At 71.0% G+C, this 17413-nt stretch carries 10 protein-coding genes; 3 read left to right on the plus strand and 7 right to left on the minus strand.

Annotation, left to right across the window (positions count from 1 at the left end; translation table 11 throughout):
* Window positions 1-19 precede the first annotated feature (19 nt).
* The 3 genes from DMC64_RS35920 to DMC64_RS35930 are packed head-to-tail and all read left to right on the plus strand — an operon-like array spanning window position 20 to window position 1966.
* Entirely contained in the window at window positions 20-373 is a 354-nt protein-coding gene (locus DMC64_RS35920; protein WP_125737116.1) for a RidA family protein, read from the plus strand.
* Window positions 366-1010, plus strand: coding sequence for a transcriptional regulator (locus DMC64_RS35925; protein WP_037336669.1), 645 nt, complete (start codon window positions 366-368; stop codon window positions 1008-1010). Before DMC64_RS35920 ends, DMC64_RS35925 begins: the two co-directional genes overlap by 8 nt.
* Entirely contained in the window at window positions 1007-1966 is a 960-nt protein-coding gene (locus tag DMC64_RS35930; protein WP_125737117.1) for a pyridoxal-phosphate dependent enzyme, read from the plus strand. The genes DMC64_RS35925 and DMC64_RS35930 overlap by 4 nt, the downstream gene beginning before the upstream one ends.
* 93 nt (window positions 1967-2059) lie before the next feature.
* Here DMC64_RS35930 and DMC64_RS35935 read toward each other — a convergent pair whose 3' ends face one another.
* The 7 genes from DMC64_RS35935 to DMC64_RS35965 form a co-directional block, all read right to left on the minus strand.
* Window positions 2060-3037 (minus strand): alpha/beta hydrolase family protein, encoded by a 978-nt coding sequence (locus DMC64_RS35935; protein WP_038514788.1) that lies wholly within the window; start codon window positions 3035-3037, stop codon window positions 2060-2062.
* Window positions 3038-3050: 13 nt separating this feature from the next.
* On the minus strand, window positions 3051-4616 hold the full coding sequence (locus tag DMC64_RS35940) for an acyl-CoA carboxylase subunit beta (protein ID WP_125737118.1): 1566 nt from the start codon (window positions 4614-4616) through the stop codon (window positions 3051-3053).
* The gene (locus DMC64_RS35945) at window positions 4613-11032 is read right to left on the minus strand and encodes a type I polyketide synthase (protein WP_125737119.1); all 6420 of its coding nucleotides are present in this window, start codon (window positions 11030-11032) and stop codon (window positions 4613-4615) included. The genes DMC64_RS35940 and DMC64_RS35945 overlap by 4 nt, the downstream gene beginning before the upstream one ends.
* On the minus strand, window positions 11029-12786 hold the full coding sequence (locus DMC64_RS35950; protein ID WP_125737120.1) for a fatty acyl-AMP ligase: 1758 nt from the start codon (window positions 12784-12786) through the stop codon (window positions 11029-11031). Before DMC64_RS35950 ends, DMC64_RS35945 begins: the two co-directional genes overlap by 4 nt.
* Window positions 12787-12955: 169 nt before the next feature.
* A complete protein-coding gene (locus tag DMC64_RS35955; protein ID WP_125737121.1) occupies window positions 12956-14332 on the minus strand; it encodes an MFS transporter in 1377 nt (458 codons plus the stop codon).
* Between the two features lie 106 nt (window positions 14333-14438).
* Complete coding sequence (locus DMC64_RS35960) at window positions 14439-15356, minus strand: helix-turn-helix transcriptional regulator (RefSeq protein ID WP_037336653.1); 918 nt, start codon at window positions 15354-15356, stop codon at window positions 14439-14441.
* A 205-nt stretch (window positions 15357-15561) separates the two neighbouring features.
* Window positions 15562-17334 carry an alpha/beta hydrolase gene (locus tag DMC64_RS35965; RefSeq protein ID WP_125737122.1) on the minus strand — a complete coding sequence of 591 codons (1773 nt, stop codon included), beginning with the start codon at window positions 17332-17334 and terminating at the stop codon, window positions 15562-15564.
* Between the last annotated feature and the right edge of the window lie 79 nt (window positions 17335-17413).

Consider the following 17413-nt stretch of genomic DNA (forward strand, 5'->3'; position numbering starts at 1 on the left):
CACTTATACAGTCGGTCTCGTGACCAACGAGCATCCGTATCCGCCCGCCTTCCGCAGCGGCGACCTGGTTTCCGTGTCCGGACGGCTCGGCGTGACCGAGACCGGGGCGCTGGTGTCCGGCGGATTCGACGCCGAATGCCCGCAGGCCTTCGCCAACCTCGACGCCGCGCTGCGTTCGGTGGGCGCGACCCGCGCGGACGTGGTGAAGGTCGTCGTCTACCTGACCGACATCGCCGACCGCGACGGCCTCAACCGGGTCTACGAGGAGTTCTTCTCCGAGCCCAGGCCGGCCCGTACCTGTGTCGGGGTCGCGTCCCTGCCGTACGGCGGCGTCGTCGAAGTCGAGGCCCTCGCCCGAGTACGCGATGTCTGAGCAGGACGCGATCCTCGACGCGCTCGCCCCGGTCGCCGACGGCATCGCGGCGACGCTCGGCTCGTTCTGCGAGGTCGTGGTGCACGACTTCCGCCGTCCGGAACAGTCGGTGGTCGCGATCGCCGGCTCGGTCACCGACCGTACCGTCGGCGGGTCGATGAGCGAGATCGGCATGGGCCTGCTCGCCCGCGGCGACGACGCCGAAGACCAGCTGAACTACGTCACACGGACGGCGTCCGGGAAGCTCGTGAAGTCTTCGACCATGCTGCTGCGCGACAGCGGCGGCTCGGTGTTCGGGGCGTTGTGCGTGAACCTCGACGTCACCGCGCTGGGCCAGCTGCGGACCCTCGTCGGCGAACTCGCCGATGTCGGCACCGCCGCCGAAACGCCGACCACCACCTTCGGCGACGACGTCGACGCGGTGGTCGACGCGATCGTCGACGAGCACCAACTCCGGCTGAACAAACCGTGGACCGCACTCAGTCGCGAAGAACGTCTCGACCTGTTCCGCAGCCTGCACGCGCGTGGCGTCTTCGCCGTGCGGCGGGCCGTTCCCCAGGTCGCGGCGCGGATCGGGATCTCCCGCGCCTCCGCCTACAACTATCTCGCCGAAATCCGTGAACAAGGAGCATCATGACCACCCCCGTGACGATCGACGACATCCGCGACGCGGCCGCCCGCCTGGCCGGGGTCGCGCACCGGACCCCGGTCGTGCGTTCCCGCACCCTCGACGAGCTCGTCGGCGCCGAGGTCTTCATCAAATGCGAGAACCTTCAGCGCGTCGGCGCCTTCAAGTTCCGTGGCGCGTACAACGCCGCCTCCCGGCTCTCGCCGGAACAGCTGGCCAAGGGCATCGCCGCGTACTCCTCGGGCAACCACGCGCAGGCCGTCGCCCTGGCCGCGCGCGAACTCGGGAGCAGCGCGGTCATCTTGATCCCGGAGGACACCCCGCAGTCCAAAAAGGACGCCACCGCGGGTTACGGCGCCGAGATCGTCACCTACGACCGGTACACCGGCGACCGCGTCGCCATCGGCGAGGCGCTGGCGGCCGACCGCGGTCTCGCACTCATCCCGCCCTACGAGCACCCGCACGTGATCGCGGGACAGGGCACGGCGGCACTGGAACTGCTGGAGGACACCGAATCCCTGGACACGCTCGTCGTCCCGGTCGGCGGTGGCGGCCTGATCGCGGGCAGCTCGACCGCCGCGAAGGCCGTGCGGCCCGGTATCCGGGTGGTCGGCGTCGAACCCGCCGCGGGTGACGACACCAAACGCTCGCTGGAGGCGGGGGAACGCGTGTCGATCCCGGTGCCGCGGACCATCGCCGACGGCCAGGCCGCTTCCGTCCCCGGCGAACTGACGTTCTCGATCAACCGGCGGCTCGTGGACGACATCGCGCTGGTCACCGACGAGCAGGTCCGGGACGCGATGCGGTTCGCGTTCGAACGGCTGAAGCTCGTCATCGAACCGAGCGGAGCGACCGGTCTCGCCGCGCTGCTCAGCGGCCGGATTCCCGCGTCGGGCCGGGTCGGGGTGATCATCAGCGGCGGGAACGTCAGCCCGGAACGCTTCGCCGAACTGATCGCCGGCTGACCTCTCCCGCATTTCGTCCTCTGAATGCGGCTGTCCGTGAAGGCCTCCTTGAGGGACCCAGAGTCCCTCAAGGAGGCCTTCACGGACTTGCGCTCACAGGCCGAGTCCACCAGCCAGCACCGGCCAGGAGTTTCGCAGCGCCCGCTGCCAGTAGGGCCAGCTGTGCGTACCGTCGCCGTAGTAATCGACGGTCGCCGGAATCCCCTTGGCCTTCAACCGATCCGTGAAGGTCACCGACGAAGCCAGCGCCTGCGGCTCGAAGATGTCGGACTGCCCCGGCGGGTCGAGCGGGCCGGTCTTGCCGTTCCCGCACGAGATGTAGAGCGCCGTGCCGCGCAGGCCGTCGATGTTGTCGTACGGGTTGTTCGCCGTCCAGATCGGCCGCATCCCCCAGCTGTCGCCCCATAGTTCGAGGTAGTTGAAGATCCCCGCGCGGGCCAGGATCCCCTGGATGAACAGCGGCGCGCCCTGGTTGAGCGTGTTCGGCACCCCGCTGTAGGACGCCGCCGCGGTGAACATCCCCTTGTGCTTGTACGAATACGCGAGCGCGCCGTACCCACCGATCGACAGTCCGGCGACCGCCCGGCGGGTGCCCGCCCGGTAGCCGCGTTCGACGATCTGCCGCACTTCCAGCGTGTGGAAGGTGTCCCAGTCGGGAGTGCTCCTGAGCCCGAAGTTCCACCACTTCGTGTACATACCGGCCGGGCCGCCCGTCGGCATGACGACGAGGGCGTCCTTGTCGGCGGTGAACGCCTTGACGTCGGTGAACTGGTCCCACGAGCGGTAGTCGACCGGTTCGCAGCAGCCGTGCAGCAGGTACAGCGTCGGCCAAGTCCGCGTGGGCTGCGCGGCCCAGCCGGTCGGCACCAGCAGGCGGACCATGCCGGTGGTGCCGAGCGCGGGCGAACTGATCTTGAGGTCGACCGTGCGCGCGTCCAGCCAGGTCTCCTCGACGACCTTCGCCCCGTTGTCGGCGGAGACCGGCGCGGGCGCCGCGCTCGCCGGGATCGAGCTTCCGAGCAGGGCCACCATGGCCAGCGCCAGCAGACCCCACCGCCGGGTTCGCTTCATCACTTCTCCTCGCTCACAACGGGATGTTTCCGTGTTTCTTGGCCGGCAGGGTCTGCCGTTTGGTCCGCAGCGCGTCCAGGGCCCTCGCCACTTGAAGGCGGGTCTGCGACGGCGCGATGACCTGATCGACGTAGCCGCGTTCCGCCGCCACATAGGGGTTCGAATGGCGTTCCCGGTACGCCTCGGTGAGCCGCCGTCGTTCCGCGGTCCGCCGCTCCGGTGGCAGCGCGGCGAGTTCGTGCCGGTGCAGCACCCGCACCGCGCCCTCGGCGCCCATCACCGCGATCTCGGCGGTGGGCCACGCCAGGTTGACGTCCGCGCCGAGGTGTTTCGACCCCATCACCGCGTACCCGCCGCCGTAGGCCTTGCGGATCACCACGGTCACCTTCGGCACGGTCGCTTCGGCGTAGGCGTAGATCAGTTTGGCGCCGCGCCGGATGATCCCGTGCCGTTCCTGCGCCTCACCCGGCAGGTAGCCGGGGACGTCGGCGAGGGTGAGGATCGGGATGCCGAAGGCGTCGCAGAACCGGACGAAGCGCGCCGCCTTCTCCGAGGCGTCGATGTCGATCACGCCCGCCTGATGCCGCGGCTGGTTCGCCACGACCCCGACCGTGCGGCCCCGCATCCGGCCGAACGCGCAGATCATGTTCGGCGCGAAGGCACTGTGGATCTCGGTGAACTCGCCGTCGTCGACGAGCCGCGAGATCACCTCGGTCATGTCGTAGGCCTGGTTCAGCGAGTCGGGCACCAGGCGGTCGAGTTCGAGATCGGCGGCGGTGAGTCCGGGATCGGTCTCGTCGGCGTATTCCGGTGCGGCGTCGAGGTTGTTGGACGGCAGGTAGCCGAGCAAGGTCTGCACCCAGTCGATGGCGTCGTGCTCGTCGGCGGCCCGGTGATGGGCGTTCCCGGAGACCTCGCTGTTCACCGCGGCGCCGCCGAGCCGCTGGGCGGACACCCGCTCGCCGCTGACGGCGTGCACGACGTCGGGGCCGGTGACGAACATGTGCGCGGTCTCGTCCACCATCACGGTGAAGTCGGTGATCGCCGGCGAGTACACCGCCCCGCCCGCGCACGGCCCCATGATCAGCGAGATCTGCGGGATGACCCCGGACGCGAGCGCGTTGCGCCTGCCGAGTTCGGCGTAATAGGCCAGCGAGACGACGCCTTCCTGGATCCGGGCGCCGCCGGAGTCGTTGATGCCGACCACGGGGCAGCCCAGCGTCATCGCCAGATCCATCACCTTGAGGACCTTCTCGCCGAAGACCTCGCCCATGCTGCCGCCGAACACGGTGAAGTCCTGCGAGAACACGCAGACCTGTCTGCCGTCGACGGTGCCGTGCCCGGTCACCACGCCGTCGCCGTACGGGCGGTTGGCGTCCATCCCGAACTCGGTGCACCGGTGCCGGGCGAACTGGTCGAGCTCGACGAAGGAATCCTGATCCAGCAACAGTTCGACGCGTTCGCGCGCGGTCAGTTTGCCCTTGGCGTGCTGCCGGTCGACCGCCCGTTTCTCGGCGATCCGGAGATCTTCCCGGCGGGCGGCGAGGTCGGCGATCCGGAACGCCGTCGTGTCGGTCATGGCCGCGCCGCCTTGGGCGCCCCGAGCCGGGCCGCGAGCGCGGCGGCGACCACCTCGACGTGCGGCGGGTCGATCATCGACAGGTGATCGCCCGGTACCCGCACGACCTCCAGATCCGCGCAGAAGGCGTCCCAGCCGAGGGCTTCGTCGGTGCGCAGGTACCGCGGATCGAGGGTGGTGGTCAGCGGATGCGGCTCCTGCGCGCGCATCAGCAGCACCGGCCCGGCATACGGTTCCGGCTCGTACCGTTCGGCCACGCGTGCGTCCACATAGGACTCGTACTGGTGCCGCAGCACACCGTGCCCCATCCCGGGCACCTGCGCGGCGAGGCTACTGATCACCAGCCGGATCTGTTCGTCGTCGCCGAGCCGGACGAGGTCTTCGCGCGGGATGTCCAGCGGGACGCCGTAGGTCCGCTCGACGTGTTCGGCGAAGCGGTCGAACCGGTCCAGCAGGATCTCGTGCGCCGGTTTCCCCGGCGCGGGCAGCGGCAGGATGCTGTCGATCATGAACACCAGATCGACCCGCTCCCCCGCCGCCGTCAGCCGCCTGGCGGTTTCGTAGGCGAGGCAGCCGCCGAACGACCAGCCACCCAGCCGGTACGGGCCCTGCGGCTGGATTTCCCGGATCAGCTCGAGATAGCACTCGGCCTTGTCCTCTACCGTGTCCTCTTCGTCGATCCGTTCGAGCCCGTAGACGGGCCTGCCCTGCGGCAGCAGACGGACGAGCCCTTCGTAGACGCTCGTCGGACCGCCCGCCGGATGGAACAGGAACACCGGATCCGCGCCACCCTCGCGCAGTGGCCGGACAGGGCTGCCTCCGCGTCCCTCGATCGCGTCGCGCAGCAGATCGGCCATCGCGGCGATCGTCGGCGTCGCGAACAGCCCTTCAGGGACCGCTCCGAGCTGCCCGGCGAAAACGACGCGCAGCCGATCGGCCGCCTCGGCGTCGCCACCGACGGCGAAGAAGTCGTCGTGGACGCCGGGTTCCGCGCAGCCGAGTTCCGCCTGCCAGTGCCGGGCGATCCAGCGCTCGGCCGGATCGCGGGGCCCGACGACCGCACTCGGTCCGGCAGGCCGCGAGCCCGCCTCGCCGAACCCGGCCTGTTCCGCGAGATGGTCGGCGAGTTCGCCGAGGCTCGCGCCACGCAGCAGCAGCGGGATCGGCAGCGGCAGACCGAAGTCGCGCTCCACCACTCCCCTGGCGCGCATGGCGGTGAGCGAGTCCAGGCCGAGCCGGGTGAGCGGCGCGTTCCGGTCGATCTCGTCCGCGGCGAGGCCGAGCATCCCGGCGACGAGCCCGGCCAGGTAGTCGGCCAGCATCTCGCGGGCCGCTTCGGGCAGGACGGCCCGCAGCGCGTCCAGTCCGTCCCAAGTGGACTGTCCGGTGACCGGTTCGTCGCCCGGTACCAGGATTTCGAAGAAGGGCCGTCCGGCCAGCCGCGGGAACAGGGCCAGGACGGTCCCCGCGTCGACGCGGGCGATCCCGGTCGCGGCGCGGTCGCGGCGCAGCACGGCGTCCAGCGCCGCCAGCGCCTCCTCCGTACCGAGCGGTTCGAGGACGGGGTTGCGGTTGCCGACGGCCGCTCCGGCCTCGCCCCAGGCACCCCAGCCGATGGTCGCCGCCGGCAATCCGGCGGCCCGGCGCCACGCGACGAGCGCGTCCACCCACGCGTTCGCGGTGGCGTAGGCGGTCTGCCCCGGCGATCCGAACAACGCGGCCGCCGACGAGTACGTCAGCCACCAGTCGACTTCGCGCCCGGCCGTCGCTTCGTGCAAACGCCACGCCCCCAGCGCTTTCGCTCGCCAGACGGCCTCGACCGCGTCGTCGTCGAGGCCGACGGCGGCACCGTCGGACAGCACACCGGCCGCGTGCAGGACACCACGCAACGGCAGGCCGCCCTCGGTCGCGGCCGCGACCAGCGCTTCGGCCGTCCCGGGCGCCGCGATATCTGCCGCCACCACGCGGACGTCCACGCCCTGGTCACGCAAATCCGCCAGCAACGGTTCGACGGCGGGGCTCGCACCACGCCTGCCGGAGAGGACGAGCCTGGTCGCGCCGCGTCCGGCCAGCCAGTCCGCCGCGACCAGGCCGAGGCCGCCGAGACCACCGGTGATCACGTAAGCGCCTTCGCGCACAACGGTTTCACGGCCGGGTTCGCCGAGTTCCGGACGGGCCAGCACCCGGGTGTAGCGGACGCCCTCGCGCCAGGCGATCTCGTCGTCCGGCGCGTCCGCGCGGAGCTCCGCCGCCAGCTTGCCGACCCAGAGCAGGGCGGGATCCGGCTCGGCGTCGAAGTCGACCTGGCTCGCCCGCAGTTCGGGATGCTCGAAGGCGAGAACACGGACGAGTCCGCGCAGCCATGCCTGACCGGGGTCTCCGCGCTCGCCGGGTTCGACGGCCGACGCACCCGCGCTGACGAGCCACAGCCTCGGCGCCCGTCCGACCAGTTCGGCGGCGACACCGGAGAGCGTCGCGACCATCCGCGCGTCCCGCATCGGGTCGGGCTCACCGGACCCGACGCAAACCAGGACTCCCGTGACCTCACGGGCTCGCACGGCTGCCGCCAGCGCCGCCCGGTCCCCGAGCGGGACGGTCACCAGTTCGTCCCCGGCGAGCCGGTCACCCAACGCTTTCAGCCACGGCGCGTCCTCGTGCAGGACGACCCAGCGGCGCGAGCCCGGCGCCGCCGGCGGCAGGTCGGCCTGCCGCCAGACCGTCTCGAACAGCAGCTCCGCCATCGGCACCGGCAGCGCCGAACGCTGGAACCGGCGGCAGTAGACCTCGCGGAACTCGACCAGGACGACGCCGTCGGCGTCGATCAGCTGGACCCCGCCGACCAGGCCGTCACCGGCTGGATCGAGCGAGTCGAGGACGGCGTCGACCCGGACACCGCGGCGTGGGTCGCCCGCGAGGACGACCTCGCCCAAGGTCAGCGGCAGGAACACGCCGTCGGCTTCGCGCAGCACGTCCCCGGCGGCTGCGGCCAGCGCGTGCAGGCAGGCGTCGGCGATCACCGGATGCAGCACGTACGCCGGATCGTCGGCGGGCAGGGTGATCCACGCCGACGCCCGGCCGGGTGCCGCCAGGACATCACGCAACCCGCGGAAAGCGGGACCGTAACTCTGCCCCATCCCGGCCAGCACCTGATACAGGTCGATCGGCCGGGCGTCGTCGCCGACCGCGCCGAACGGCACCACCGCGGTGTTCCCGTCGCGGACGCGGGCCGTGGCGTGCCGCATCCAGCCGCCGTCCGCGGACCGCGCGTAGACGTCCACTTCGGACGGTCCAGTGCGCAGGCTGGTCGTCACCTCGGTATGCGCGGCGAGCGGGAGGACCCGGTGCAGTTCGAGGCCGCCGACACGGAGCTGTCCGCCTGGCCGCAGGACCGACTTCGCCGCCGCGAGCGCGAGTTCCAGGAATCCGGCGGCGGGGAACAGCGGGACCCCCATCGCCGCGTGGTCGGCCAGCCAGGGCAGCGTCTCGGTTCCGACGTCCGCGCGCCACAGGTGCCCGTCGCCGGTCGGTTGTTCGATGTGGACACCCAGCAACGGATGCGTGCCACCGGATCGGTTCGCCGGGCGGCGCGGCCAGAACCGCCGATGCCGCCAGCGCGGACCGGGCAGCTCGACCGGAAGCGGGCGGGGGCCGCCGTCGTCGAGCACGACGGGCAGCCCGAGGGTGTGGAGCCGGGCGAGCGTGGTCAGGAACGCCTGTCGCTCGTCGACCTTGCGGCTCGCGGACGGCACCGCGAGCGCGCCGGTGCTCTGCTCGATCGCGGCGAGCGCCACCGGATGCGGCGAGATCTCGACGAACACGCCGTATCCGTCGGCGGTCGCCGCCGCCAGCGCCTGGCTGAACCGCACCGGACGCCGCAGATTCGCCGCCCAGTAGTCGACGTCGAACACCGGCATCCACTGTGGATCGTCGAGAACGCTGCTGTAACAGGGGATTTCGACCGGTCGCGGCGACAGCCCGGCGAGCTCGGCGCGGAACCGGCCGAGAACGGCGTCGACGGCTTCCGAATGACCCGCGCCGCCGACCGGAAGCCGCTTCGCCAGCCTGCCGAGGTTCTCGACGTGCGACACCAGTGCCTCGACCTGCTCGGCTCCACCGCTGACGGTGCACTGGACCGGCGAGGCGTAGACCGCGACCGTGATCCCGGGGAAGTCCGCTTCCAGGTCGGCGAGTTCGGCCGGGGACAGCTCGACCACCGCCATCGCGCCGTCGCCGGAGGCGTCGACCTCGGCCAGCAGCCGGGCGCGGGTGGCCATCACGCGCAGACCGTCGGCGACGTCCAGCGCGCCCGCGACGACGGCGGCCGCGACCTCGCCCATCGAATGCCCGAGCACCGCGGCCGGGACGACACCGTGCGCGCGCCAGAGCCCGGCGAGGGCGAGCTGCATGCCGAACAACGCGAGTTGCGTCGCGCCGAGGTCCGGCGGGTCGTAGTCGCCGGAGAACACCGCACGAAGGGAGAATCCGGCTTCGGCCCGGAACACCGGATCGAGGGCCTCCACCTCGGCCCGGAACGCGGGCTCGGTGCGCAGCAGGACACGGCCCATCCCGGGCCACTGGGAGCCGTAGCCGGAGAAGACGAACACGACGTCGGACACGGGTGCGGCCTCGCCGAGGACGACGTCGGCGCTCTCGCGTCCGGCGGCCATCGCCCGCAAGGCGGCGGCCACCCGGTCGCGGCCCTCCGCAATGACCGCGCCACGGACGGGCAGCTGGTCCCGGCTCCTGGTCAGCGTCGCGGCGACCGTGTCCAGCGAGACGGACCGGTGGGCGGGGTCTTCGAGCCAGTCGGCCAGATCCGCCGCCCGCGCCCGGAGCACCTCGGCCGAACGAGCGGACAGCGCGAACACGTGCGCCCTCTCGGTTTCCTTCCCCCGGGCGGCGAACGACGCGGCAGGCCATTCTTCGAGGACGACGTGGGCGTTGGTGCCGCCGAAACCGAACGCGGAGACCCCGGCGCGTACGACGTCGGTGTAGCGCGGCCAGTCCGTCCCGGTGTGCACCACGCGAAGGCGGAGACCGGCGAAATCGATATGCGGGCTGGGTTCGTGATGATGTGGGGTCGGCGGTAGCTTCCGGTGGACCATCGCGAGGACGACTTTGATCAGCCCGGCCATCCCCGCCGCGCCTTCCAGATGCCCCAGGTTTCCTTTCACCGAGCCGATCAGGAGCGGACGGCCGGGTTCGCGGCCGGCGCCGAGCACCTCGCCGAGCGCGTCGGCCTCGATCGGGTCACCCACCTCGGTCCCGGTCCCGTGCGCCTCCACGTAGTCCACAGAGGACGGTTCGACGCCCGCCGCCGCGTACGCGTCGCGCAACAGGTCCGCCTGCGCGCCGGGGCTGGGTGCCACGAGACCGTTCGACCGGCCGTCGGAATTGACCGCGCTGCCGCGGATCACCGCGAGCACCCGGTCGCCCGCACGGCGAGCGGCCTTCAGCGGTCTCAGCACGATCACCCCGCAGCCCTCGCCGCGGGCGATACCGTCGGCGGCGGCGTCGAACGGTTTGCAGTGCCCGTCCGGCGCCAGCACCCCGGCCCGCTCGAAGGACGCGGTGACCGCGGGTGAGAGCAGCAGATTGACCCCGGCGACGAGCGCCGTCCCGCATTCGCCGCGGCGGAGGCTCTGCACCGCCTGGTGCACCGCGACCAGCGACGACGAGCACGCGGTGTCGAGGGTGAGGCTGGGGCCGCGCAGGTCGAACAGATACGACAGCCGGTTCGCGGTGATACTCGTCGCGGCACCGGTGGCGGACCAGACGTCGACGGCGGCGGGATCGGCCATCGTCAGGTGGCCGTACTCGCCCGCCGACAGCCCGACGAACACCCCGGTCCGGCTCCCGCGCAGCGTGGACGGCGGGATCCCGGCGTGTTCCAGCGCCGCCCACGCGACTTCGAGCAGCATCCGCTGCTGGGGATCCATCGTCTCGGCCTCACCCGGCGTGATACCGAAGAACTCGGCGTCGAAACCGGCGATGTCGTCGAGGAACCCGCCGCGGGCTGGGGTGTCCCAGCGGTCTTCCGGGACCTCGCGAATGCCGTCGCGTCCAGCGTCCAGGAGCCGCCAGTACCGCTCCGGGGAGTCCGCGCCGCCTGGCAGACGGCAGCCGACACCGACGATCGCGATCGGTTCCTCTTCACGGGATTCGCCGCCGATCGCCGCAGTCTCTTCCACTGTGGACAGACGGGCGGCGAGCGCGGTGATCGTCGGGTACTGCCACACCAGTGTCGGCGGCAACGGGCGGCCGAGGTGCCTGCCCAGCTCCGCCGCCAGTTCCATCGACTCGCGTGAGGAAAGCCCGCTCTCGTGCAGTGGCCGATCGGGATCGACCTGGTCGGCGGGTGATCCGGTCCGCTCGGCCACGCGCGCGATGAGCCAGGCGCGGATATCCGCGGTCACCCGAGCCGCCGCGCGGTCAGCGAACCGTCCAGATAGGACTTCCGGCAGAGCGCACGGCTGATCTTGCCGCTGGAGGTGCGCGGGATCTCGCCCGGGGCGAGAAAGACGACGTCGTACGCCCGCAGACCATGCGCGGCCGAGACCGCCCGCCGGATCTCACCGGTCGCCACGACGAGGTCGGCCTCGCTCCCCTTGGCACGCTCCGCCAGCACGACCGCCGCTTCGCCGTCTTCGCGCTGGATCGCGAACGCCGCGGCGGAATGCGGCCGGACCGCGGGATGGGTCTCCACGGTCTGCTCGATGTCCTGCGGATAGTGGTTGCGGCCGTCGACGATGACGAGATCCTTGAGCCTGCCGGTCATGAACAGTTCGCCGTCGTAGCGCACGCCGAGGTCCCCGGTCGCGAGCCAGCCCGCGCCGGACTCCGGGTCGATCGGCGGCAGGCCGAAGACACCGTCCGCGGCGGGCCGTCCCCAATACCCCACTCCGACGTTCGGCCCGTTGACCTGGATCTCCCCCACCCTGCCGGGTTCGACCAGCGCGCCGGTGACCGGATCGGCGATCCGGACCCGTTGCCCCACCGGGAATCCGCACGAGACGAGCGTGGTGGCCGCCGCGCCGGGAAGCGCTGGCGTCGCCAGGCCGGCGGCGAGCTGATCGCGGTCGAAGGCGACCTCTCGCGGCGCCTTGCCCGCCTCGGTGACGGACACGAGCACGGTGGCCTCGGCCAGCCCGTAGGACGACCGGTGCACCTCCGGGCGCAGCCCGCATTCCTCGAAAGCGCCGTGGAACTTCGCGATCGTCGACGGGAGGACCGGCTCGCTGCCATTGATCAGCGAGATGACCCGGCTCAGTTCGAGGTAGCTCTTCTCAGCCTCGGTCACACGGGAAGCGCTGTAGGCGTAGGCGAAATTGGGTGCCGCGCTGATCGCGCCGGGGCTCGCCGAGAGCGCGCGCAGCCAGCGGGATGGACGTTCGAGGAAGGCGAGCGGATCCATCAGGACCGACGACACGCCCGCCGCCATGGGCGCGCCGATCCCGAGGATCAGGCCCATGTCGTGGAAGAGCGGCAGCCAGCTGACGGTGGACGTCGTCCCGGTTTCGATCGCGTAGGCGTCGCACGCCTGGCGGGCGTTGGTGAGCGCGTTGCGATGGGTCAGCATCACGCCCGCCGGTGTCCTCGTGGAACCGGACGTGTACTGCAGGTACGCCAGTCCGTCCGGTTCCGGTCGCGGCCAGGAGCGGTCACCGGCCGCGACCGGAGCTGTGGTGTCGACGGCGAGCACGGCGGGGCGCTCGATCGCCGTCGAGGCGAGGAAACCGGCGGCGGTGTCGAGTCCGTCGGTGGTCGTGAGCACGACCCTCGGCGCGCAGTCGGCGAGCACGGCGGCCAGCCTGCCCGCGTGCCCGGGGAGGTCCGGGGCGAACAGCGGGACCGCGACCAGCCCGGCGCGGATCGCGCCGAGGAAGGCGACGACGTAGTCGACGGACTGCCGCGCCAGGATCGCGGCCCGGTCACCGGCGCCGGTGAACGAGGTCAGCCGGGTGGCGAGGACGTCGACACGTTCGTCGAGTTCCCGCCAGGACAGGGTGATCGCGCGGCCGTCCGCTCCGGCGCGATGGTCGAGGTAGGTCACCGCGACCTCGTCGCCGAGCCGCCACGCCCAGTACCTCAGCAGGGTCGCGAACGATTCCCCACCGGGTGCGTCGTCCGTGCCTCGGGCGGCGACGACCGTTTCCGAAATGGTTTCCATGGCCCCTCGTTTGACGACGTGAGCAGGAGCGGGTGAATTCGGAACGGCGCCGTTGCCGAAAGCGGATTCCATTCCGGAGACCGTTCTTTATCTGCCCGGAACTGTATGGACGTCCCGGGAAGGGTGTCAATGAAAGGATGATGGAACGCCGGTACGCGTGCGGACGTGCTCACCGGGAAGTGAGAAAGGGGGCACCCCGCTTGTCACTTCGGGACGAAGTTCTGGGGTTCAGGAGCCGGAGTGCGAGGAGCGCTCCGGCGAGTTGCAGTGCCGCCGCGGTCAGCAGGCCCGCCGTGTAGCCGTCGGCCAGCGCGGCCGCGGCACCGTCGTCGAGCCGGGCCGCCCGGACCACCGACAGCACGGCCCCGATCAGCGCCACGCCCAGCGCGCTCGACAGTTCACGGGACGCGGTGAGCAGTCCGGAGGCGGTGCCCGCGTGCCGTTCGGCGACGATTTCCAGCGCGTACGAGGTCAGCGGGGTGGTCAGGGCCGATCCGGCGCCGATCAGCACCAGCCCGGGAATCCTGGGCGGTATTTCCGGCAGGTGGTTGACCGCGGCGAGCGCCAGCAGTCCGGCGGCCACCGTGGTCAGCCCGGCAGCGACCGTCCGATGTGGACCCCAGCGCGGTACCGCCCAGGGCACCAGCGGAGTGGCGGCGACGACCGCGACCGCCACCACGACCAGCGGCAATCCGGCGAGTATCGGCCCGAGGCCGAGGGATTCCTGATGCAGCAACGGCGTGAAGAAGAAGACGCCCGAAACCCCCAGTCCCCACAGCAACTGCACGGTGAGCGCGCCGGTGAAGACCCGCGTTCCGGTCAGCGCCTTCGGCACCAGCCGCACGCGCGCGCGTCTTTCCCTGAGCACGAACCAGATCGCGAAGGCCGTCCCCGCCGCACCGAGCACGACGCTCAGTTCCACCACGGCGGCGGTGGTCAGGACCATCGCGGTGGTCACGACCAGCATGGACAGTACGGCGGGCCGCCCCGCCGCCGGATCACGATCGGCGAGGGCGACCTTGCGCACCAGTAGCAGCATCGCCGCCACGAACGGGAGGTTGACGAAGAAGACCCAGCCCCAGCCCAGATATTCGCTCAGCATCCCGCCGAGCGTCGGGCCGAGCGCGAGGGCGGCCGCGAGGCAAGCGGTCCAGACCGTCGCTCCCACAGCGCGACTTCGGGCGTCGAGGTTGGTGCGGAGCAGGCTGAGCAGGGCCGGGACCAGGAACGCCGCCGCCGTGCCTTGCAGAATCCGCGCGGCGATGACGAGCCACGCGGTCGTGGCGAATCCGCCGACGGCCGCGCCGGCGCCGAACGCGAGCAGCCCCGCCCGCAGGGTCGCCGCCTGACCCCAACGGTCCACCAGCGTCCCCGCCACCGGCAGCAACCCGGCGAACGGGAGCATGTAGCCGATGCTCACCCATTGCAGCGTGGGCAGATCGAGCCCGAGTTCCCGGGCGAGCGAAGGCGCGCCCGCCGCGACGATCGTGTTGTCGAGGGTGGTGACGAAGGCACCGAGCCCGATCATGAGGAGCGTCGCTCGCATTTCGGCTCCTCGTGAGTGAAGAGGACGGTTCTAACCGTCCTTACCACTCACGAAACGGGACCCCACTCGCCCGTGACAATTCCTCGGACTCGGGTTCACGCTCGCGCTATAACCACCCCTGCCGCGAAGCCTGAGCTCCCAGCTGGAACCGGGTCTGCGCGCCCAGCAGTTGTTGCAGACGGCTGATCCGCCGCAACACCGTGCGTTCACTGATCCCGAGCTCGCGCGCGATCGCCTCGTCGGTCAGGCCTCCGCTCAGCAACGCGAGCAGGCGGCGCGTGGCGACGGTCGGCTCCTGCGTCGCTTCCGCGTCGTCCGGACCACCCGCCCGCACCGGCACCCCCATCCGCCAGAACGACTCGAACAACTCGATCAGCGCGCTCAGCAGCATCGACGGATGGATCAGCAGGGCCAGTACGTCACCGGCGTCGGAGTTCGGGACGGCGATCAGCGCCCGGTTGCTGTCGGCGATCACCAGCTTCAGCGGCAGCCGGGGGAACACCCTGGCCTGCTCGCCGAGCGCGATACTCGACTGCACCTGGGCGAATCCGTCGTCGGTCCGCAGCACGGACGAGTCGTAGACGACGCGGTACGCGATGCCGCGCGCCATCGATCCCGGCTGCACCGTGCTCACTTCGGCCTTCGGGCTCATGTACGACCCCGGGTCCAGCGCGACGATGTCCACGCCCGCCTGCGTCTGCATGGCCTCGAAGGTGGCGATCACCTCGTCCCGGCTCCGCAGCACCTCGACGAAGTCCGCGTCGCGGCCGGTCCGCAAGGAGTAGGCGGCGCCGAGCACCTCCGCCGCTTCCCGCGCGCGGACGGCCGCGGCCTCGTGCTGCGCCGCGAACGCCGACAACGCCGCACGCGGCGGGCACACCTCGACGCCGGACGCGCCGGCGCGGATCAGGCCGAACCGCTCCAGCTCCGCCAGTTCGGCACCGGGCGGGCCCGGACGCCCTTCCAGCAGGGCCCGGTACAGCTGCTCGGCCTCCACCGACAGTCCTCGCGACTCGGCGAGCATGACGCTTCTCCTCCCCCACCCCAGGATCGATCGGCGTGACATCGATGTCACGCCTCAGGGAACGCTGATTCCGTTCACAGGTCTTGAGGGGGAAAACGGACGGATCGTGCGGCCGGGCCGATAACGAAACCGTCACGGATCACGCCGAAGAGGCTCCCGCGAACCGGATCGGTCCGCGGGAGCCTGTGTTCGACGCCGCCGGTGATCAGGCGTTGGCAGGCATGCCCTTCTCGTCCGCTTCCGGCGTGGCGGTGCCTTCGAGCAGCTCACGGACGATCTCGTTCGCCTTGCGCACCTGGGGCGTGATCATCTTGATCTTGATCTTCCCGTCGTGCCCGAGGTTGCCACCGACCTCGACCGTCTTGTCCTCACCCGGTAAGGGCAGGCCCTGGCAGCCGGTGAACTTCTTCTTCGGCGTGAGACCGGTCTGGAAGTAGGCGACGATCGGGTCGTCGACGCAGTCGGTGTTGTACGGGAAGATCCCGTGGCTGCCTTCGTTGTCGACGCTGATCATCTTGGCGCCCGGCAGGCCGTTCGCGGTGGCGAGCGCGCCCTCGTACGGCGTGGCCGCGTCGAGTTCGGTCTGCGCGATCAGCAGCTTCGGGAACGTCTTGGCGTCCGGCGCCGGCTTGGCGTTGGTGGTCGGCCAGAACGCGCACAGCGGCGCGCCCGACAGGGCCATGATCGGCGCGATGAACGGCGCGTTCACGGTCAGGTCGGCCTGCCAGTAAGTCCAGTAGTGCAGATTCTGGTTCCACTGGCCGTCCTGGCAGCGGATCGCCTCGAACGCCGCGTCCCAGGTCTCGACCTCGGCGCCGCCCTGGTAGGAGGCCTTGCGCTCGACCGAGTCCTTCTTCGCGATGGCCTCGAGCGCGTTGCCCTTGGCCTTGTTCAGGAACGCCTTGTTCGCGTCGGTCAGGCCCGGGGTGGCGAGGGCCTTCGCGACGACCTGCTCCAGCTTCTCCGCGTCGGTCCCGGTGGGCGCCGGTCCCTTCACCAGCGCGGCCACCATCGAGGCCGCCGACGGGTACTGGGTGGTGTCGTACATCGCCGGGATGATGAACCACGCGGCGTAGAGCATGCCCGCGAACTCCCGCGTGCCGCCCGCCTTCTCCCAGTTGCGGCGGATCTCCAGCGGATCGGTGCCCGCCTTGTACTTGGCGTCGTTGCGCGCGACGTAGGGCAGCAGCGCCTCCTGGAACTGGCGGTCACGGCTGCGCGGCTGCAGGTCCCAGGTCTTCTCCAGGGTCGGGCGGCTCGCGTCGGTCGAGGAGTCGAGCAGGAAGCGGTGCGCCTTGCTCGGGAACGTGGTGGCGTACCAGGTGCCGAGCCACGTGCCGTACGAGTAGCCGATGTAGCTGGTCTTCTTCTCCCCGAGCAGCACCCGGATGAAATCCATGTCGTACGCGGTCTGCTCGGTGGTGATGAACTTCGTCAGCGGGTTCTTCAGACAGCCCTCGACCTTCGCCCGGCTGATCACGTTCTGATCCGTGCTGTCCGGGACGGTGTAGCTACAGGTCAGCGGAGTGCTCTGGCCGACGCCGCGCGGGTCGAACCCGACGAAGTCGTACTGCGCGGCCAGAACGGGGCTGCGCATCGCCATCGCGGCGCCCCACGGGAGGCCTTCGCCGCCGGGTCCGCCGGGGTTGACCAGCGCGATGCCCTGCCTGCCGGTGCCGGGGTAGGCGGTCGCGGTCTTGGAGACGCGGACGCCGATCGTGTTGCCGTCCTGCGGGTTGTGCCAGTCCCGCGGCACCTGGACGGTGGCACAGGCCAGGCCCTTGACCTTCTTCAGTTCCGCTTCCGTCGCCGGCGCGACGGACGGGAACGAGCACTCGCCCCAGGCCACGGCCTGCTTGGTCAGCGCGCCGGCGAGCGCGGCGGTGTCCGGCTCGGCCGCTTTGGCCGCGGGAGCCGCACCCGCGGCGGGGGCCAGCACCAGGCCCGAGGCCAGGAACGCACCGGCGACCACGACCACCGTGCGTCTCCGCGTCTTTCTCGTCCTACTGATCACCATGATCCCTTTCGACAGGAGCCCCCCGACGTCCGTACGTGAA

The sequence above is a fragment of the Amycolatopsis sp. WAC 04197 genome, assembly GCF_003947475.1.
GTDB classification, from domain to species: Bacteria; Actinomycetota; Actinomycetes; order Mycobacteriales; family Pseudonocardiaceae; genus Amycolatopsis; species Amycolatopsis japonica.

Coding starts and splice junctions, on each gene's coding strand:
- DMC64_RS35925 (WP_037336669.1), top strand. CDS start 366: ATGTCTGAGCAGGACGCGATCCTCGACGCGCTCGCCCCGGTCGCCGAC.
- DMC64_RS35930 (WP_125737117.1), top strand. CDS start 1,007: ATGACCACCCCCGTGACGATCGACGACATCCGCGACGCGGCCGCCCGC.
- DMC64_RS35935 (WP_038514788.1), bottom strand. CDS start 3,037: ATGAAGCGAACCCGGCGGTGGGGTCTGCTGGCGCTGGCCATGGTGGCC.
- DMC64_RS35940 (WP_125737118.1), bottom strand. CDS start 4,616: ATGACCGACACGACGGCGTTCCGGATCGCCGACCTCGCCGCCCGCCGG.
- DMC64_RS35950 (WP_125737120.1), bottom strand. CDS start 12,786: ATGGAAACCATTTCGGAAACGGTCGTCGCCGCCCGAGGCACGGACGAC.
- DMC64_RS35955 (WP_125737121.1), bottom strand. CDS start 14,332: ATGCGAGCGACGCTCCTCATGATCGGGCTCGGTGCCTTCGTCACCACC.
- DMC64_RS35960 (WP_037336653.1), bottom strand. CDS start 15,356: ATGCTCGCCGAGTCGCGAGGACTGTCGGTGGAGGCCGAGCAGCTGTAC.